This is a genomic window from Modestobacter sp. VKM Ac-2978 (assembly GCF_026968025.1).
In the GTDB taxonomy this organism is placed as follows: domain Bacteria; phylum Actinomycetota; class Actinomycetes; order Mycobacteriales; family Geodermatophilaceae; genus Modestobacter.
In genome coordinates, this window is the sequence record NZ_JAPVBP010000005.1 from 128,621 (window position 1) to 146,113 (window position 17,493).

A 17,493-nucleotide genomic window follows, 5' to 3' on the forward strand; every position below is an offset into this window, starting at 1 on the left:
GGTCCGTCGCGAGCGTGCGGCAGGAGGGTCTTCCCTCAGTAGTAGCGCGGGATGGCCTGGGCGCCGGGGGCGTGGCCGTGCCGGCTGTCCGGGCGCGGGCCGTGCCCGGTCGCCCGGCCCCCGGCGCGTGGCGCCCGCTGGTGGGCCAGCCACGCCTCGTGCAGGGAGAGCCAGTGCGCGGCCGTGAGGTCCGCGGCTCGTGCAGTCGGCGACAGGCCCTCGGCGTGTAGCCAGCGGACCCCGGCGGTGCCGGGCAGCAGGCCGCGCAGCACGGCGCCGAGCGCAGGCTGCCGACTGGCGCCGGGTGCGGCGAGCACCGCGTGCGTCAGCCGGTCGAAGCCGTCGTGGGCGTCGTCGGTGAGCTGGCCGCGGGCCGCGCCGGCCGGGCCGTCGAGAGCAGGGGTGGGTCGTGACACGGAGGACCTCCGGGAGGGCAGCGGGCAGCCCGCGACATCGGCGCGGGCACGCCGGGAACGAGGGAGGAGCGGTCGCAGCCGGTCGCGGGACCGGCGGACGGCGGGGCTGCGTGACAGCGCCCGCGGATCAGCTCAGGAGGTGCGCAGCCGCAGCCGCAGCGAGGTGTCGCCCATGTCGAGGACGCTAGGGACGGTCTCCAGCGCCGTCCACCGCTTTTCGGGTCAGGAGGTCGTGCGGTCCTCGGCGGCGCGCGCCTTGGCGGCCTGCCGCGCCTGGTGGGCGGCGTAGCGGGCGGCGTCCTTCTCCCGGCGGGGGGCGTTCTTCTCCCACTTGACCTTGCGCCGCCGGGCGCGGGCGACCTCGCGCGCCTCGAAGTCCGGGTGCTGCGACCAGGTGCTGGACAGCTGGACGACGACGACCGCCGCGCCACCGAAGATCAGCACGACGGCACCCAGGATCGCGTCGGTGCCGAAGGCCAGCACGGTGAGGGCCACCCAGACGGTGCCGACGACGACGGTCCGCTTCGACATGCGGCCAGTATCCGCCTGCTGGCTGTGCGCCCGGCGCGGCCTCGCCGATCCGGTGCCGTTCGGAGAGGCCGGGGCCCGGTGGACCGAGCATGCTGGGGACATGTCCGACCGATCCGGCCCACCGTTCCGTGCCGACCACGTCGGCAGCCTGCTGCGTCCCCCGGCGCTGCTCGACGCCCGGGAGCGGTTCGCCGCCGGGTCGATCGACGCTGCCGAGCTGCGCGGGATCGAGGACGAGGCGATCGCCGACGTGGTCCGTATGCAGGCCGACGTCGGCCTGTCGACCGCCACCGACGGCGAGTTCCGCCGGGCGTCCTGGCACATGGACTTCATCTACGCGATCAACGGCATCAGCAAGGTCCGCGAGAACATCGAGGTCCACTTCAAGAACGCCGACGGCACGATCGACTTCACCCCGGCCGGCCTGCGGGTGGACGGGCCGCTGTCGATCGACGAACCGATCTTCGGCCCCGACCTGGCCTTCCTGCAGTCGCAGGTCCAGCCGGGGCAGACGGCGAAGCTGACCATCCCGTCGCCGTCGATGGTCCACTACCGGGGCGGTGCCGCGGCGATCGACCCGGCCGTCTACCCCGACGAGGACGGCTTCTGGGACGCCCTGTCAGCCGCCTACCGCCAGCAGGTGCAGGCGGTCGCGGCCCAAGGGTGCACCTATCTCCAGCTGGACGACACCAGCCTCGCCTACCTCAACGACCCGGCGCAGCGTGCGGAGCTCGCCGACCAGGGACGCGACGCCGAACACCAGCACGAGCGGTACATCCGGCAGATCAACGCAGCCCTCGCCGGTCGGCCCGACGGCCTCACCGTGACCACGCACATGTGCCGCGGCAACTTCCGGTCCTCCTGGGTCGCCGAGGGCGGATACGACTTCGTCGCCGAGGCGCTGTTCGGCGGGCTGGAGGTCGACGGCTTCTTCCTGGAGTACGACGACGCACGCTCCGGTGGCTTCGAGCCGCTGCGGTTCGTGCCGCCGGGCAAGCGCGTCGTCCTGGGGCTGGTCACCAGCAAGCGGCCGGAGCTGGAGCGCAAGGACGACCTCAAGCGCCGGATCGACGAGGCCGCGCAGCACGTGCCGCTGGAGCAGCTGGCGCTCTCACCGCAGTGCGGCTTCTCCTCGACCGTGGAGGGGAACGCGCTGACCCGCGACGAACAGGTCGCCAAGCTGGCCCTGGTGGTGGAGACGGCGCAGGAGGTCTGGGGCTGACACGCCCGGCCCGTGGGATCGCTTCCTCGGCGTGGCGCGGTGCGCCACGCCGAGGGCCCCTTGTGCCCAACCGACCTCCTCCCTAGCGTTCGCGGTGCGGTTCAACCACCAGCCGCGACCGAGTGCACGTTGCTCGGCGCACGAGGCCGGCCGCCGACGCCGCCGGCCACGCGAGCTACGCCGGAGGTCCGCATGACCGCACTCAACGTCGACGTCGACCCCACTCGCATCGACGTGCACGCCGCCACCTCGTCGGCCGGCTGCACCGTCTCCGTCAGCGGTGAGGTCGACTCCGCCACCGCCCCGGGGCTGCGCGGCTGCCTCCTCGAGGTCCTCGCCCGCCCGGGGACCACGACCGTGGAGGTGGACCTGCGCGGGGTCACCTTCCTCGACTCCGCCGGGCTCTCCGCCCTGGCGACCGCACACCGGTCGGCTCAGGCCGGTGGCCGTGACCTGCGGATGCGGTGCGGCACCACGCGCGCCGTCGCCCGGCCGTTGCAGATCACCGGCCTGTGGGACGTCTTCACCATCATCGACTGACCGACGTCGGGCACGGCGCGGTGACCGAGTACACGTGGCGCGGTCCGTTCGCCGACGCCGACGTCAACGCGCTGCACGCCGAGGGCTTCGGGCACCCGGTGCTCGCCGACGCCTGGGGCGCCCAGCTGGAGCGGCACAGCCTCGGCTGGGTCACCGCCGTGCAGAGCGGCGAACTGGTCGGCTTCGTCAACGTCGCCTGGGACGGCGGGGTGCACGCCTTCCTGCTGGACACGATGGTGCGGGCGGACCGGCGCCGGACCGGGATCGGCCGGGCACTGGTCGAGACCGCGGTGGCCGGGGCTCAGGCGGCGGGCTGCGAGTGGCTGCACGTCGACTTCGACGACCACCTGCGCGGCTTCTATCTGGACGAGTGCGGCTTCACCCCGACCGGCGCCGGCCTGGTCCAGCTCCGCTGACCACCAAAATGGCCATTTTGGTGGTCAGGGTGGGTCAGGTGGCGGGGTCGCGGTCGGGGTAGCGGGCCCGGACCAGCGCGTACACCCCGAACGCCATGAAGCCGACGGCGACCGCGGTGAGCAGCCACCGCCCGGTCGGGACGCCGCCGATCGCGTTCATCGCGCCGTCCAGGCCGGTCGCCGTCGACACGTCCCGGGTCGCCGCCGCGTACACCAGCAGACCGCCGGAGACGGTGAAGGCGATGCCCTTGGCCACATAGCCGACCGAGCCCAGCCGCTCGATCAGCGGTTCCCATCGGTCGGGGGCCGAGTCCAGGTCGACGTCCCGCATGAACTTCCCGGTCACCCCGCGGACGAGCACGTACAGGCCGACCGCGGCGACGCCGAGCCCGACGGCGACCACCAGCGTCGATCCGCCGGGGATCTCCAGTGCGTCGTCGGCCATCGCCTGGAACCGCTCGTCGGCCTGGTAGCCGGCGCCGACGGCGAAGAAGAGGGCCGTGAGCCCCAGCACCGCGTACACGACGGCCTTCGCCGCGCACTTGGTGCAGACGACGCCGGTGCGCAGCCGGTGGTCCGGACGGAGCAGCCCGGTCCACCACCGGAGCACCTCGCCGGCCTGCCAGAGCGCCAGGGCGAACAGGCCCAACCCGATGCCCCACAGCAGCACCCGGCCGCCGGGGGACTCGGAGACCGCCTGCAGCGCCCCGGTCTGGTCGGCGTCCTCGGTACCGGGCTCCACGAACCAGGCGATCCGGAAGGCCAGCCAGCCGATGAGCAGGTGCAGCACGCCGTAGGCGACCAGCCCGACCCGGGCCAGGTGCTCCAGGACGGGGTGGTCGGTGACCTCCCGGGCGCGGGCGACGGCGTCGTGCACCCGCTGCGGAACGGCGTTCACCTCGGGGATGGTGCCCGACCGGCCGGGACCCCGCCGGTCAGGGTCCGGACCCGACCGGTCAGGTGCGCTCGGGGAACCGGGCCCGGAACAGGCAGAAGACGCCAAACGCGGCGATGCCGAGGGCGACCAGGGTGAGGAGGGCCTGACCGAACGGCGCCGACAGGATGGTCTGCATCGCGTCGTCGAGCCCGCCGGCCTTGTCAGAGTCGAAGGTGACCGCTGCCCACCCGAGGAGGCCACCGACGACCGCCAGGGCGACCCCCTTCGCCGGGTAGCCCACCTGGCCCAGCCGCTCGATCAGCCGGCGCTGGGTCGCCGAGGCCTCTGCGGTCTCGATCTCCTTGAGGAACCGCTTGGTCACGCCCTTGTGCACCAGGTAGGCACCCACCCCGAGCAGCGCGAGTGCCGCAGCTCCGACGAGGTAGCGGCCACCGGGCCAGCCGAGGACCCCGGCGACCGTCTGCTCCTCCTGCCCCGAGCTGGACTGACCGCCACCGGTGGCGAACCGGATCGCGGTGTAGGCCAGGACCAGGTAGATGACGGTCTTGGCGATCGCCTTGGCGATCGTGGCGAGCGCGTCCTTCCGCGCATCGCCGGAGGCCTGCAGGCCGGCTCGGTGACGCAGCACCTCGGCCAGCTGCCAGACGGCCAGCGCGAGCAGGCCCAGGGCCAGCACCCACAGCAGCGGCTTCCCGAACGGCTGGGCCGCCAGCGTGGACATCGCCCCCGACTGGTCGGCCGAGCCGCCGCCACCCCAGGCCAGCTGCAGCGACAGCCAGGCCAGCAGCAGGTGGACGACGCCGTAGGCGATCAGCCCCACCCGCGCCAGGTTCTCCAGCGCGTCGCTGTTGCCTGCCCGGTCGGCGCTCGCCGCGGTTCCCGAGGTGCCCATGACCGTTCCTCCTGTGTCGCCGTGTGCTCGGCGATCGCCTGTCGCAAGCGGCGCTCAGCGTGGCACAGCGACGGGGGCACCGCCGGGCCGCGACACCATCGGGTGACGGGGCGCGGTGCCGGTCCCTCCTGGTGCGTGCGGGACGGATCCCGGTCGGTGAGGGAGACTGGCGGAGTGACGAACGCCGTGACCGCCGGCCGGCAGGCCGGGAGCTCCCCGATCACCCCGCCCACGCCGGAGCAGGCCCGGTCCACCTGGCCGCGGATGGTGGTGCTGGGCGTCGTCCTGCTCGCCCTCGGGATCCTGGCCCTGACCTGGCCCGGGGTCGGTTCACGACTGCTGCTCGGCGCGATCGGCCTGTTCGGCGTCGTCCAGGGCGTGCGGTTGCTGCGCCGCGCCCGCACCGGTGCCGTCGAGCGCACGACCGCGCTGGTCGGCGCGGGCGGCGTCTGGCTCGGGGCCCTCGCCATGGGGATGGCGCTGCTGTCGGCGACGGCGACCGGCTGGCTGTTCGTCGCCGCCGGCGTCATCGCGCTGCCGGCCCTGGCCGTCGCCGCCACCGACCGGCGTCCGCTGGCCCTCGGTGGTGCTGCGCTGGTCGCGGCCGCCGCGGTGGCGGTCGCCGTGCTCGGTGGGGTCGACGCCCTGCTGGCCACGGCGCGGGTCCTCGCCGCGGGGACGGTCGGGGCCCTCGGCCTGGCCAACCTGGCCGGTGCGGTCGGCATGGCCCGGATCGCCCGCCGGCCGGCGCCGGCCCCGGCGGCCGGCTGCGGTGGCTGCGCCTGCGGTGCCGGCGGCTGCGGTTCGGCCGGCTGAGCACCCCGTCCCATCCCACCTCGTTCCGTCCCACCCCGTCCCACCGCGGCACGCCGTCCAGTCGTCTCGCGCCGGACACCTGCCCGTCACCGGAGCGACCTAGCGTCGATCCGGAGGTGGGCGGGAGACCCCTGCCCCACCCGCAGGGGGAGGCCGGGGACACCGGCCGGGCGAGAGGAACGGGACATGCGCACGATCGAACGCACGGTGTGGACGTGCGAGAACTGCCGACGCAAGAACGCGAACACCCGCAAGCGCTGTACCGACTGCGGCACCACCCGGCACTGAGCAGCACCTGCGGCCGCGCGCAACGGGGCGCCGGCTCGGAGGGTCCCCGATCCCGGGCGTGACCTGACCGCCGGTTTCCTCGGCCACGACATGGGCACGCCACAGGTCATGATCCGCATGCCCCGGCTGGACCAGTCGATCCAGATGTTGGCCAGGGGTTACGCCTGGCTGCCCGACCTGCGCCGCGCGGCCGGCCGGGACACCGTGCGCACCCGGCTGATGGTGCGCCCGACCCTCGGCGTCGTGGGGGCCGGTGGGGCCCGCTTCCTCTACGACGAGCGCAACGTGCGCCGCAGCGGCGCGTTGCCCGAGCCGGTCGTCAGCACCCTGTTCGGTCACGGGGCCGTGCACACCCTCGACGGCGAGCCCCACCGGGTCCGCAAGGCGATGTTCGTGGACCTGCTGATGGGCGAGGGGATCGGCGACCTGGTCGACCGGGTCACCACCGCCTGGGACGAGGCCGCGCAGCGCTGGGCGCAGCAGCCGCAGGTCGTGCTGATGGACGCAGCCGCCGAGGTGCTCACCCGCGGGGTCTGTGACTGGGCAGCGGTGCCGGTGAGCGACGAGGAGCTGCCGGCGCTGGCCCACGACCTCACCACGATGGTCGACGGCTTCGCCACCGGCGCTCCTCGGCACTGGCGTGCCCGCCGGGCGCGGCAGCGGCGCGAGGCGTGGCTGGCCGGGATCGTCGAGGAGGTGCGCAGCGGCCGGCAGAGGGTGCCCGCGGGCTCGGTGCTCGACGTCGTCGCCGGCCACCGGGACTCCGAGGGGGAGCTGCTGGAGCCGCGGGTGGCCGCGGTGGAGGTGCTCAACGTCATCCGGCCGACCGTCGCCGTCTGCTGGTTCGTCGGCTTCACCGCGCACGCCCTGCACCACTGGCCGGCCATCCGGGAGCGGCTGCGGACCGGCCAGCCGGCGTACGCCACGGCCGTGGCCCACGAGGTGCGCCGGTTCTACCCGTTCGCGCCGTTCATCGGTGGCCGCTCGCCGCGGGAGGTCGAGTGGGAGGGGCAGACGGTGCCTGCCGGGGCCATGGTGCTGCTGGACCTGTTCGGCCAGAACCACGACCCCGAGCTCTTCCCCGACCCCTACGCCTTCCGGCCCGAGCGGTTCCTGGACGGCGAGGGAGCCGGTGTCGCCGTCCGGCGGATCGGCCCGTGGGAGCTGGTCCCGCAGGGGGCCGGTGACCCGCGCACCGGGCACCGCTGCCCGGGTGAGGACATCACCGTCGCGCTGCTGTCGGCGCTCGCCGTCCGGCTGGCCCGGCTGACGTACACCCTGCCGCCGCAGGACCTGGAGATCTCACTGCGCCGCATCCCCGCACGGCCGGCGAGTGGGGTCGTGCTCACCGCCGTCCGGCCCGGTTGACCGGGTGCGGAGGCTGGTACCGGAACGGCCCGGTCGCGTAGGTTCGTCGACATGAGCGTCCGCACGCGGCACGACGTCCGTGTGAGCGGTCGACCCGGGGGCCGGCCGATGGTGTTCGCGCACGGCTACGGCTGCGACCAGAACATGTGGCGGTTCATCACCCCCGACTTCGAGGTGGACCACCAGGTGGTCACCTTCGACCACGTGGGGTTCGGCCACTCCGACCTCTCGGCCTACGACCCGGCGAAGTACAACAGCCTGCGCGGGTACGCCGCGGACGTCGTCGAGGTCATGCGCGACCTGGAGCTGACCGACGCGGTGTTCGTCGGGCACTCGGTCAGCGCCATGATCGGTGTGCTGGCGTACGCGCAGGCCCCAGAGCTGTTCGGGGCGATGGTGATGGTCGGGCCGAGCGCCCGGTACGTCGACGACGGCGAGTACGTCGGCGGGTTCTCCCGGGCCCAGATCAAGGACCTGCTGGACAACCTGGACGCCAACCACCTGGGCTGGTCGGCCGCGATCGCCCCGGTGATCATGGGCAACCCGGACCGGCCCGAGCTGGCCGCCGAGCTGACCAACAGCTTCTGCCGCACCGACCCCGACGTGGCGCGGCAGTTCGCCCGGGTCTCCTTCCTCTCCGACAACCGGGCCGACCTGCCCGGCGTCGGCGTGCCCACCCTGGTGCTGCAGTGCTCGGAGGACGTGATCGCGCCCGAGACGGCCGGTCGGTACGTGCACGAGCACGTCCCCGGCTCGACCTTCACCCAGCTGTCCGCGACCGGGCACTGCCCGCACCTGAGCGCACCGGAGGAGACCACCGCCGCCATCCGGGCCTGGTCGTGACGGCGTCCCGCACGGCCGGCTCCGACCGTCGTCGCGGGGACGGCGACCGGGCTCAGCTGGACCAGCTGCTCGAGGACGACCCGGCCGACCTGTACGAGAACGCACCCTGCGGCTACCTGTCCACGCTGCCGGACGGGACGATCGTCAAGGTCAACCAGACGCTGTGCAACTGGCTGGGCCGCCCCGCCGAACGGGTGCTGCGCACCCGGCTGCGCGACCTGCTCAGCGTCGGCGGCCAGGTCTTCCACGACACCCACCTGGCCCCGCTGCTGCGGATGCAGGGGGCGGTCCGCGAGGTCGCCCTGGACGTCGTCCGGGACGACGGCTCGGTGCTGCCCTGCCTGGTGAACGCGGTCGAGCTGCGCGACCCCGAGGGCCGGCCGTTGCTGGTCCGCGCGACGCTGTTCGAGGCCACCGCCCGGCGGCGTTACGAGCGGGAGATCCTGACCGCACACCGGGCCGCGGAGCTCTCCGAGGCCCGGTCGCGGACGCTGCAGCAGGTCGTCGTGCAGCTGGCCGGCGCGACGACGGTGGCCGACGTGGCCGGTGTCGTCGTCCAGCAGGCGCGCTCGGCCCTGCGCAGCCGCGGAGCCGCGCTGCTGCTGGTCGTCCCCCGTCCGGTCGCCCCCGACGGCGACGCCGACGGTGTCGTGCGGCGGTCGGAGCTGGTCGTGGCCCGCAGCGACGGCCTGCCGGCCGCGCTGCTGGACCAGCTGGCCACCGCGGCCGACGGCCGGATCGCCCTGGAGCTGGCCGAGGGGTTGCGGGTCGTCGTGCCCGACGAGCGGCTGCACGGCCGGCGGCCCGAGCTGGCCGCCACGCTGGAGAGCGCCGGGCTGCACGCGCTCGTCGTCGTCCCGGTGTCCGCCGACACCCGCCGGCTCGGCGTCCTGCTGCTCGGCCAGGGCAGCTCGGGCGCCGACGACCTGATCGACCTCGACGAGCCCCGGGACGGCGTGCTCTCCGACGGGGACGTCGACCTGCTGTGGACGCTGGGCCGCCAGGCCGGCCAGGCGCTGGAGCGGGCCCGGCTGCACGAGGAGACCACCCGCCAGGCCGCGCGCTCGGCCTTCCTGCTGTACGCCGCACGGCAGATGGCCGCGGCGACCGGGGTGGGGGAGACGGTCGACCGGCTGTCGGAGCTGGCCGTGCCGCGGCTGGCCGACGTCTGCCTGCTCGACCTGGTCACCCAGCACGGGGCCCGGCGGGTGCTCGCCCGGCACGGGGACCCGACCCGCCAGCACCTGGTCGACGACCTGCTCGAGTGGGCGCCACCGGCCCGGGAGCTGCCCTTCCCCGCCCGGCGGGCGCTGGCCGAGGGACGCACCCAGTGGTTCTCCGCGCCCGACGACGCGTGGCTGGTCTCGGTGGTCCGCGATCCCCGGGAGCTGGCGGGGGTGCGGGCACTGGAGCTGGCCAGCATCGTCAGCGTGCCGCTGGTGGCGGAGGGGCGGTCGCTGGGCGTGCTGACCCTGAGCGCCGACCGGCGCCGTGGCGTGTTCAGCGCCGCCGACGTCGAGGTGGTCGAGCAGCTGGCGCACCAGGTGTCGCTGGTGCTCGCCAAGGCCCAGCGGTACGAGCTGGAGTCGCGGACCTCGCACACCCTGCAGGCCACCCTGTTGCCGCCGCACCCGCCCGCGGTGCCGGGGATGACCGTCGCCGTGCGCTACCTGGCCGCCACCTCCGGGGTCGAAATCGGCGGGGACTTCTACGACGTCGCCACGTTGCCCGGCGACCACGTGGCGATCGCCGTCGGCGACGTGGTGGGCCACGACATCACCGCGGCGGCGACGATGGGACAGCTGCGCAGCGTCTACCGGGCCCTGCTGGTGGAGGCGCCCGCGCCGTCCGCGGTCATCGACCGGCTGCAGGCCAGCTGGCCGCTGCTCGGGCTGCAGCGGATGGCCACGGCCCTCTTCGCCACCCTGGACCTGCCCACCGGGTTGCTGCACGTCGCCTCGGCCGGGCACCCGCCGCCGCTGCTGATCGTCGACGGCCGCGCCGAGTACCTGCCGGTGACGCCCAGCCGGATGCTCGGGGCGCCACCGGCGCCGGCCGTCGAGTGGAGCGGCGTCGTGCCGCCGGGGGCGACGCTCCTGCTGTTCACCGACGGCCTGGTGGAGAGCCGCACCAGTGACCTCGACACCGGCCTGGCCCGGCTGCAGGCGGCGGCCGAGCGCTGGGCCACCGTGGGCGCCGACGAGCTCTGCGACCGGCTGCTGGCCGAGCTGGCCGGAGCGCACCGCGCCGACGACATCGCGCTGCTGGCGCTCACCCGCGACGCCTGACCCCGGGACGTTCGCCTCCTGCGCTCGGCAACGATCCCGGGCAGGCTGGGGCGGTAACCCGAAGGTGACAGGAGGCGGACATGCTGGACCAGGCGCAGTGGACCCAGGTGGTGGAGCAGGCGGTGCGGGCACCGTCGATCCACAACACCCAGCCCTGGGCGTTCACCGCTTCCGGTGACCGGCTGGAGGTGCGGCACGACACCGCCCGGGGCCTGCCCGCGATCGACCCCACGGGCCGTCAGCAGGTGCTCAGCTGCGGGGTCGCCGTGCACTTCACGGTGGTGGCCCTGCGCGGGTCCGGCATCACCGCCGAGGTCGACGTGCTGCCCGACCCGGCCGACCCGGAGCACCTGGCGACCGTGCGCGTGACCGGGCGGGGCGAGCCCGACGCCACCGACGTGCGGGCGGCCGCGGCGATCGGCGCCCGGCACACCGACCGTGCGCCGTTCCTGCCCGAGCCGCTGCCGGCCGGCCTGGTCGACCGGCTGCAGGCCGAGACGGGCCGGGACGGCGTCTGGCTCAAGCCGATCAGCCGGATGGAGGAGGAGACGGCGGTCGCCGTCCTGCTCGACCAGGGCGAACAGCTGGAACAGCACGACCCGGCGTACCTGGCCGAGCTGCAGGCCTGGCTGCGGACCGACCCGGACGCACCCGACGGGGTGCCGGTCACGGCCCTGCCCACGGAGAGCCGCGCCACGAACTTCGCCGTCCGTGACTTCGCCGGCGGCGGACCGCACCCCACCCCCGCGACGCCGGCCGACGACGACCCGCCGCCGCCGGTCGAGCACCCCTCCGTGGTCCTGCTGGGCACCGCTGCCGACGACCGGCGGGCCTGGGTGTGGGCCGGCATGGCGCTGGGCCGGCTGCTGCTGTCGATCACCGACGCCGGGCTGACCGCCTCACCGCTGACCCAGGCGCTGGACCAGGACTGGGCCCGGAACCGGCTGACCGCCCGGCTGGACCTGGTCGGCCACCCGCAGATGATGCTGCGGCTGGGCCGGCCGTCCGGCGCGCAGGTGACCAGCGGCCGACGCCCGGTGGCCGAGGTCCTCCGGGTCAGCTGACCCGGCTCAGTCCTCGACCGGCTGGGGCTCGGTGAGGCGGTCCAGTTCGTGGGGGAGCTCGCCGGGGTGCAGCACGGCCAGCCGCTGGGTGGGCCGGGTGAGCGCCACGTACAGGTCGCTGTGCCCGCGGGCGCCCTCGGCCAGCACCGCGGCCGGGTCGACCAGCAGCACCGAGTCGAACTCCAGGCCCTTGGCGTCCGCGGGCACCAGCACGACCGGCCCGGCCGAGGAGTCCGCGGCCGGGCCGCTGGAGACCGCCGGCCAGCCCGTGCGCAGGCAGTCGACGACGTCGTCGACCCGGCTCGGCGGCACGACCACCGCGACGGTGCCCCCGGCGGCGGCCAGCTCGGCGGTCACGTCGGCGACCCGGGGGAGCAGCGACGCCTCGGTCACCTGCTCGGCGGACGGCGGCACCCCGGTGCTCCGCACGGACCGGGGCGCGGTGGTGCCGGCACCACCGGCGGCCAGCACGTCGGCGGCGACGGCCATGACCTCGGCCGGGGTCCGGTAGTTCACCGTCAGCTGGGCCAGCCGCCACTGCGCAGCGGCGTGCGGCGCGAGGACCGCGCCCCAGTCGGTGGCGCCGGCCAGGCTGCCGGTCTGGGCCAGGTCGCCGACGACGGTCATCGACCGGGTCGGGCACTTGCGGGCCAGCAGCCGCCAGGTCATCGCCGACAGCTCCTGCGCCTCGTCGACGACCACGTGCCCGAAGGTCCAGGTGCGGTCGGTCGCGGCCCGCTCGGCGGCCGACCGGACGTCCACCTCGGCCTCGCGGTCGGCGAGCATCTCGGCGTCCAGCAGGTCGCCGGCGGTCAGCTCCTCGCCGTCCTCGTCGTCGTCGAGGTCGGTGGAGCGGGAGCCGTACAGCAGGTCGAGGGTCTCCTGCGCCTCGTCCCGGGCCTGCCGGCGGCGACGTGCCTCACGGGCGCGGTCGGCGCTGTCGTCGTACCCGAGCAGCTCGTCGGCCTCCTCCAGCAGCGGGACGTCGGCCGGCGTCCACGGCGTGCCGGCCGGGCGGGAGAGGAGGGCGCGGTCCTCGTCGGTCCAGCCCTTCGTCGCCCGTGCGATGCGCTCGGGGGAGGAGAGCAGGTCGCCGAGCAGCTGCTCGGCGGTGAGCACCGGCCACATCTCGTCGACCAGCGCGCGGACGGCGGCCTCCCCGGCGATCTCCGAGCGGAGCGCGTCCAGGTCGCGGGAGTCCAGCAGGCTGCCGCCGCCGCGCACGTCGGCGCCGATCCGGTCGGCGTAGCGCTGGGCCACCAGGTCGACCAGGGCGCGGCGGAAGGCCGGCCGGCCCAGGTTGTGCAGCCGGGACGCGCGCCGGCCGGCGGTGCGGCAGCGGGTGAGGTCGACCGAGCGCAGCTTGATCGACACCCCGTCGATGCGCAGCTCCCGGACGCCGCGGGGCACCGTCTCCCGGTCGCGGACGGCGGCCTTGAGCACGTCGACCATCGCCAGCCGGCCCTTGACCTCGGCCACCTGCTGGCTCTCCGCGCCGCGGGCGTCCAGCCCGGGGCGCAGCTGGCCGAGCCCGGCGAGCAGCACCCCCGTCTCACCGAGCGCGGGCAGCACGTCGGCGATGTAGCGCAGGAAGGTGGGCGTGGGCCCGACGACGAGCAGGCCGCTGCGGGCCAGCCGGTCGCGGTGGGTGTAGAGCAGGTAGGCCGCCCGGTGCAGGGCCACCGCCGTCTTCCCGGTACCCGGGCCGCCCTGCACGACCAGCACCCCGCGGGCGTCGCTGCGGATGATCGCGTCCTGCTCGGCCTGGATGGTGGCCACGATGTCGGCCATCCGGCCGGTGCGCTCGGCGGTGAGCGCGGCCATCAGCGCCGCCTCGCCGGTCAGCGGCGGACCGTCGGTCTCTTCGGGGCGCACGGTGAGCACCTCGTCGTTGACCGCGGTGACCCGTCGGCTGCGGGTGCGGATGTGCCGGCGGCGCACCACGCCCTCGGGTCGGAACGGCGTCGCGGTGTAGAACGGCCGGGACGCCGGCGCGCGCCAGTCGACCAGGGCCGGGTCGCCTGCGGGGTCGTCGGCGGGCAGCCCGACCCGGCCGATGTAGAGCGGCTGCGGCTGCTCCTCGCGGTCCAGCCGGCCGATCACCAGCCCGTGGTCGGCAGCGTCGAGGGCGGTGATCCGCTGCGAGTGGAAGCGCGCCGCGGCCTCCCGCTCACCGAGGGACTGCGGGTTGATCACCGGGCTCGCCAGCGCCTGCCGGAAGCGGGTCACGGCGAGCTCGCGGGCGGCATCGAGCCGGCGGTAGAGGTCGGTGACGGCGGTCTGCTCGGCGGCCAGGGCGGGATCCGGGGCGGCGTCAGGGGGCGAGCTGGACAACGGGCGCTGCTCCTCGGGGGGTGTGCGTACGGCGGTGCTCCGTGGCGACTGGCAACCGTACGGGCACCCGGCTCCTTCCCGGGCGGAATGGACTCCCGGTGGACTGGTCCGTGGCGTCAGCGGCCGGGGCAGGATCGCGGCATGGCCACTGCACACCACGGGCACACCCACCGCCTCGACCTCGCCGACGCCACCGTGCGGGAGTGGGACGCCACCGTGGTCGCCGCTGACGCCGACCAGGGGATCGTGCTGGACCGCTCCGCCTTCTACCCCGGCGGCGGCGGTCAGCCCCCGGACCAGGGTGTGCTGCTGTGGGGCGGGGTGCGCACCCGGATCGCCGGCACCCGCCGCGGCGACGAGCTGTACCTGGTGCCCGAGGAGGGGGACCCGCTGCCGCCGGTGGGGACGGCGGTCCGCGGCGCGCTGGACGACGAGCGCCGGACCGCGCTGATGCGTACCCACTCCGGGCTGCACGTGCTCACCGGCGTCGTCTTCCGCGACTTCGGTGCCCTGGTCACCGGCGGCACGATGGAGCCGCTGACCGCCCGGATGGACTTCGACCTCGCCGAGGTGCCGGCCGACTTCAAGGAGCGGATCGCCGAGTCGGTGAACGCCGAGTTGGCCGCCGACCGGCGGATCGAGGTCCGGGAGCTGCCCCGGGACGAGGCGTTCGCGATCCCGGACATCATCCGGACCGCCACCAACCTGGTGCCGCCGGAGCTGGAGGTGGTGCGGATCGTGGACATCGTCGGGCTGGACACCCAGGCCGACGGCGGCACGCACGTGGCGTCCACGGCGATGGTGGGCCGGGTCGAAGTGGTGAAGGTGGAGAACAAGGGCCGCGGCTTCCGCCGCCTCCGCCTCCGGATCATCTGAGAAGGGACCCACCGCCACCAAAATGGCCATTTTGGTGGCTGGTGGGTGGGACGGCGTCCGGGCTACTGCGGGGAGGAGGCGCTCCGCAGGCCACGGTCGAGGAGGGCGATGAGCCACTCGAGGCTCTCGTCGACGTCGGCGGACCACTGGAAGCCGTTCGCCGACTGCAGGGTGGCGAAACCGTGCAGGGAGCTGCGCACCGTGCGCAGCGCGTGGTCCATCTCTGCGGGCTCGACGTCGTAGGACCGGAGCACCGCGGTGAACGAGTCGAGCAACCCGAGCCCCGCGACCGCGATCGGGTCGTCCGGACCGGTCGGCTCGACGCCGATGGTGGCCGCGTACCGGCCCGGGTGGGTGAGCACGAAGTCACGGAACGCGTGGGCGGCGGCGGCGAGCGCGTCCCGCCCCGAGCGGCCCTGGGTGGCGGTGCCGACGGCGGCGGCCGCCTCGGCGAGGGCGAGCGCGGCGATCCCGCGGTTCAGGTCGTCCTGGCTGTTGACGTGCTTGTACAGCGACGGAGTCCGGACGCCCACCCGCTCGGCCAGCCCGCCCATGGTCAGGCCCGTGAAGCCGACCTCGTCGGCGAGCGCGGCGCCGGCCGCGACGACCGCGACCTGGTCGAGGCCGGCCCTAGGCACGGGCGGTCTCCAGGAACGACGTCATCACGGCGACCACCTGCTCGGGGAACTGGACGTGCGGGTAGTGCCCCGCACCGTCGATCATCTCCAGCCGTCCCACCCCGGCCGGGAGCGCGGCCACGATCGCCTCGCCCTCGGCCTGCGGGGAGGCCCAGTCGGGGTCCAGCGTGCCCTGCACGACCAGCACCGGGCAGCGGACGGCGGCCAGCTGCGCACCGGCGTCCGTGGGCGCCGTCTTGCCCATCCCCTGCAGCGCCTTCATCCGGCCCGGCTCACGCAGCATCGACTCGATCTGGTCGAGGCGGGCGTCCCAGTCCGCCGGCTTCGGCCCTGGGTAGGCGACCGCCAGGTACTTCTTCCACTGCCCGGTGCTGCCGAGCAGGGCGGTGCCGAGCAGGTGGCGCATGCCGCGCCGGAAGCGGGCCACCCGCAGGTCGCCGAGCCCGATCTGCTGCTTGCGGGTGAACGGCGCCAGCTCGACCACCGCGGTGATCGACGAGGGGGCCGTCGCCGCGGCGATCGTGACGGCGCCACCGGAGATGGAGTGACCGACCAGCACGGCCGGGCCGCCCAGGTGCTCCACCAGGGCGATGAGGTCACCGGCGATGTCCGTCCGCGTGTAGGACGCCCAGCCCACGCTGGACTCGCCGGAGCCGCGCAGGTCCACGGCGGCGACCCGGTACCCGGCCGCGACCAGGGCCGGGGCGAGGAACCGGTACGCCGCGCGGCTGTCGCCCATGCCGTGGGCCAGTACGACGAGCGGGCCGGCGCCGGTCACCTCGTACGCGATCGTGCCGCCGTCGACGGTCAGGTGCTCGGTCATGTCGTCCTCCTGTTGGCTAATTCTATTAGCTCAAAACTAATGGTGATAGCCATGACCTGTCAACCTGCTGTCGGAGCACGGCGGACAGCTGCCCGGTGCCGCCCAGGGAGTCGCTCAACCGACCGGCAGTCGGCCCAGCCGCGGGTGCCAGCCGGGTGGCGGGTCCTCGCCGACCAGGCCGTCGACGGCCTCGCGCAGCAGGTCGGCGTGCCCGGTGTGCCGGCCGTACTCCTCGATGAGGTCGCACAGCAGCCGGCGCAGACCGGCGTGCTCGCCGTCCGGGCCGGTCAGCTCGACCCGCTGGTCCATCCCGCCCGCGACGGCGGCGTCCCACCGGGCGCGGGACCGCGCGACGGCGTCGTCCCACAGCGCGTAGAGCCGCTCGGGGGAGTCGTCCGCGGCGGAGGTGAAGGCCCAGTCGCCGCCGCCCCACTCCGACTCCCACGGCTCACCGATCGGCGCGCCGCTCAGCCGGCCGGTGGAGCAGTCGTCCTCCACCAGCGCCAGGTGCTTGAGCAGGCCGCCGAGGGTGAGGGCAGAGGCGCCGATCCGGGTCTGCAGCCCGGCGGCGTCCAGGTCGGCGGCCTTCCAGCGGAAGGTGGTGCGCAGCCGGTCCAGCGCCCCGAGCAGGTGCTCGGCCTCCGTGCCGGCGAAGGGTGGTTCCCAGGGAGGGTCGTCGCTCATGGCGGCACCGTAGGGCCAGCGGCGGACAGGATCTACAGCCGCGACGTCGTCGCCGGGTCCTCGGCGCCGGCGAAGTACTGGGCGAGGACCTGGCCGAAGAGCGGCTCGTCGGGTGCGGCCCGGGAGAAGAGCGTCATCGACGAGCGCAGCTTCTGCGCGTCGATCGACCCCAGGACGGCGACCGGGTCGTCGGTGTCCAGCTCGTCGAGCGCCCGGGCGCACTCGCGCAGCCGGGGGCCGAGCACCGGGTGGGCCAGGTACGCGCGGGCCTCGTCCAGCCCGCTGATCGCGTACCGCTGGGCCATCGCGCTGCTGCCGAGGCCGGTGAGCTGGGGGAGGACGAACCACATCCAGTGGCTGGTCTTGCGCCCGGCGCGCAGCTCGGCGAGGGCCTGGTCGTAGGTGCCGCCGGAGTCCTGCGCGTCGACGAACCGGGACAGGGAGAAGGGATCGGTCACCCGGTCAGCCTGCCCCCCAGCGGGCCGGGACACACCGCAGCCGGTAGAACCGACACCGGACCCAGCGAGACCGGGCACCACACCGACGTGGGGAGCAC

Annotated in this window: 18 protein-coding genes; 9 read left to right on the forward strand and 9 right to left on the reverse strand. The window is 74.7% G+C overall.

Annotated elements, in window-relative coordinates; translation table 11 throughout:
* Positions 1 to 35: 35 nt before the first annotated feature.
* On the reverse strand, positions 36 to 416 hold the full coding sequence (locus O2W53_RS13840) for a hypothetical protein (RefSeq protein ID WP_269163626.1): 381 nt from the start codon (positions 414 to 416) through the stop codon (positions 36 to 38).
* 222 nt (positions 417 to 638) lie between these two features.
* Positions 639 to 947: a hypothetical protein gene (locus O2W53_RS13845; RefSeq protein ID WP_269163627.1), complete on the reverse strand. Its 309-nt coding sequence runs from the start codon at positions 945 to 947 to the stop codon at positions 639 to 641.
* A gap of 100 nt (positions 948 to 1,047) precedes the next feature.
* On the opposite strand from O2W53_RS13845, the gene O2W53_RS13850 reads away from it, so the two are divergent.
* The 3 genes from O2W53_RS13850 (at position 1,048) to O2W53_RS13860 (ending at position 3,125) form a co-directional block, all read left to right on the forward strand.
* On the forward strand, positions 1,048 to 2,169 hold the full coding sequence (locus O2W53_RS13850; RefSeq protein WP_269163628.1) for a 5-methyltetrahydropteroyltriglutamate--homocysteine S-methyltransferase: 1,122 nt from the start codon (positions 1,048 to 1,050) through the stop codon (positions 2,167 to 2,169).
* Between the two features lie 192 nt (positions 2,170 to 2,361).
* Positions 2,362 to 2,709: an STAS domain-containing protein gene (locus O2W53_RS13855; protein ID WP_269163629.1), complete on the forward strand. Its 348-nt coding sequence runs from the start codon at positions 2,362 to 2,364 to the stop codon at positions 2,707 to 2,709.
* A 20-nt stretch (positions 2,710 to 2,729) separates the two neighbouring features.
* Positions 2,730 to 3,125: a GNAT family N-acetyltransferase gene (locus tag O2W53_RS13860; RefSeq protein ID WP_269163630.1), complete on the forward strand. Its 396-nt coding sequence runs from the start codon at positions 2,730 to 2,732 to the stop codon at positions 3,123 to 3,125.
* Positions 3,126 to 3,159: 34 nt separating this feature from the next.
* Here the strand turns inward: O2W53_RS13860 and O2W53_RS13865 are convergent, their stop codons facing one another.
* Together O2W53_RS13865 and O2W53_RS13870 are read right to left on the reverse strand one after the other, a co-directional pair.
* Positions 3,160 to 4,023: a DUF1206 domain-containing protein gene (locus O2W53_RS13865; RefSeq protein WP_269163631.1), complete on the reverse strand. Its 864-nt coding sequence runs from the start codon at positions 4,021 to 4,023 to the stop codon at positions 3,160 to 3,162.
* Positions 4,024 to 4,081: 58 nt separating this feature from the next.
* On the reverse strand, positions 4,082 to 4,915 hold the full coding sequence (locus O2W53_RS13870) for a DUF1206 domain-containing protein (RefSeq protein WP_269163632.1): 834 nt from the start codon (positions 4,913 to 4,915) through the stop codon (positions 4,082 to 4,084).
* Positions 4,916 to 5,089: 174 nt separating this feature from the next.
* On the opposite strand from O2W53_RS13870, the gene O2W53_RS13875 reads away from it, so the two are divergent.
* From O2W53_RS13875 to O2W53_RS13895, 5 genes are all read left to right on the forward strand, one after another.
* Complete coding sequence (locus tag O2W53_RS13875) at positions 5,090 to 5,731, forward strand: hypothetical protein (RefSeq protein WP_269163633.1); 642 nt, start codon at positions 5,090 to 5,092, stop codon at positions 5,729 to 5,731.
* 396 nt (positions 5,732 to 6,127) lie between these two features.
* Positions 6,128 to 7,387 carry a cytochrome P450 gene (locus O2W53_RS13880; RefSeq protein WP_269163634.1) on the forward strand — a complete coding sequence of 420 codons (1,260 nt, stop codon included), beginning with the start codon at positions 6,128 to 6,130 and terminating at the stop codon, positions 7,385 to 7,387.
* Positions 7,388 to 7,438: 51 nt separating this feature from the next.
* Entirely contained in the window at positions 7,439 to 8,230 is a 792-nt protein-coding gene (locus O2W53_RS13885) for an alpha/beta fold hydrolase (protein WP_269163635.1), read from the forward strand.
* Positions 8,227 to 10,518, forward strand: coding sequence for a SpoIIE family protein phosphatase (locus O2W53_RS13890; protein ID WP_269163636.1), 2,292 nt, complete (start codon positions 8,227 to 8,229; stop codon positions 10,516 to 10,518). The genes O2W53_RS13885 and O2W53_RS13890 overlap by 4 nt, the downstream gene beginning before the upstream one ends.
* Positions 10,519 to 10,598: 80 nt before the next feature.
* On the forward strand, positions 10,599 to 11,582 hold the full coding sequence (locus O2W53_RS13895) for an Acg family FMN-binding oxidoreductase (protein ID WP_269163637.1): 984 nt from the start codon (positions 10,599 to 10,601) through the stop codon (positions 11,580 to 11,582).
* Between the two features lie 6 nt (positions 11,583 to 11,588).
* Here O2W53_RS13895 and O2W53_RS13900 read toward each other — a convergent pair whose 3' ends face one another.
* The gene (locus O2W53_RS13900) at positions 11,589 to 13,916 is read right to left on the reverse strand and encodes a HelD family protein (protein ID WP_269163638.1); all 2,328 of its coding nucleotides are present in this window, start codon (positions 13,914 to 13,916) and stop codon (positions 11,589 to 11,591) included.
* Positions 13,917 to 14,057: 141 nt separating this feature from the next.
* On the opposite strand from O2W53_RS13900, the gene O2W53_RS13905 reads away from it, so the two are divergent.
* Positions 14,058 to 14,792, forward strand: coding sequence for an alanyl-tRNA editing protein (locus O2W53_RS13905; protein ID WP_269163639.1), 735 nt, complete (start codon positions 14,058 to 14,060; stop codon positions 14,790 to 14,792).
* A 62-nt stretch (positions 14,793 to 14,854) separates the two neighbouring features.
* Here O2W53_RS13905 and O2W53_RS13910 read toward each other — a convergent pair whose 3' ends face one another.
* The 4 genes from O2W53_RS13910 to O2W53_RS13925 all read right to left on the reverse strand — a co-directional run bounded on the left by O2W53_RS13910 (position 14,855) and on the right by O2W53_RS13925 (position 17,395).
* Positions 14,855 to 15,430: a TetR/AcrR family transcriptional regulator gene (locus O2W53_RS13910; RefSeq protein ID WP_269163640.1), complete on the reverse strand. Its 576-nt coding sequence runs from the start codon at positions 15,428 to 15,430 to the stop codon at positions 14,855 to 14,857.
* Positions 15,423 to 16,253, reverse strand: a complete 831-nt coding sequence (locus O2W53_RS13915) for an alpha/beta fold hydrolase (protein ID WP_269163641.1) — start codon at positions 16,251 to 16,253, stop codon at positions 15,423 to 15,425. Before O2W53_RS13915 ends, O2W53_RS13910 begins: the two co-directional genes overlap by 8 nt.
* 114 nt (positions 16,254 to 16,367) lie before the next feature.
* Positions 16,368 to 16,937, reverse strand: coding sequence for a mycothiol transferase (locus tag O2W53_RS13920; RefSeq protein ID WP_269163642.1), 570 nt, complete (start codon positions 16,935 to 16,937; stop codon positions 16,368 to 16,370).
* Between the two features lie 32 nt (positions 16,938 to 16,969).
* On the reverse strand, positions 16,970 to 17,395 hold the full coding sequence (locus O2W53_RS13925; protein ID WP_269163643.1) for a DUF1810 domain-containing protein: 426 nt from the start codon (positions 17,393 to 17,395) through the stop codon (positions 16,970 to 16,972).
* Positions 17,396 to 17,493 lie beyond the last annotated feature (98 nt).

Excerpts from the sequence above, each read along its gene's own strand:
- O2W53_RS13845 (WP_269163627.1), bottom strand. The coding sequence starts at position 947 with ATGTCGAAGCGGACCGTCGTCGTCGGCACCGTCTGGGTGGCCCTCACC.
- O2W53_RS13850 (WP_269163628.1), top strand. The coding sequence starts at position 1,048 with ATGTCCGACCGATCCGGCCCACCGTTCCGTGCCGACCACGTCGGCAGC.
- O2W53_RS13855 (WP_269163629.1), top strand. The coding sequence starts at position 2,362 with ATGACCGCACTCAACGTCGACGTCGACCCCACTCGCATCGACGTGCAC.
- O2W53_RS13870 (WP_269163632.1), bottom strand. The coding sequence starts at position 4,915 with ATGGGCACCTCGGGAACCGCGGCGAGCGCCGACCGGGCAGGCAACAGC.
- O2W53_RS13880 (WP_269163634.1), top strand. The coding sequence starts at position 6,128 with ATGATCCGCATGCCCCGGCTGGACCAGTCGATCCAGATGTTGGCCAGG.
- O2W53_RS13885 (WP_269163635.1), top strand. The coding sequence starts at position 7,439 with ATGAGCGTCCGCACGCGGCACGACGTCCGTGTGAGCGGTCGACCCGGG.
- O2W53_RS13895 (WP_269163637.1), top strand. The coding sequence starts at position 10,599 with ATGCTGGACCAGGCGCAGTGGACCCAGGTGGTGGAGCAGGCGGTGCGG.
- O2W53_RS13905 (WP_269163639.1), top strand. The coding sequence starts at position 14,058 with ATGGCCACTGCACACCACGGGCACACCCACCGCCTCGACCTCGCCGAC.
- O2W53_RS13915 (WP_269163641.1), bottom strand. The coding sequence starts at position 16,253 with ATGACCGAGCACCTGACCGTCGACGGCGGCACGATCGCGTACGAGGTG.
- O2W53_RS13920 (WP_269163642.1), bottom strand. The coding sequence starts at position 16,937 with ATGAGCGACGACCCTCCCTGGGAACCACCCTTCGCCGGCACGGAGGCC.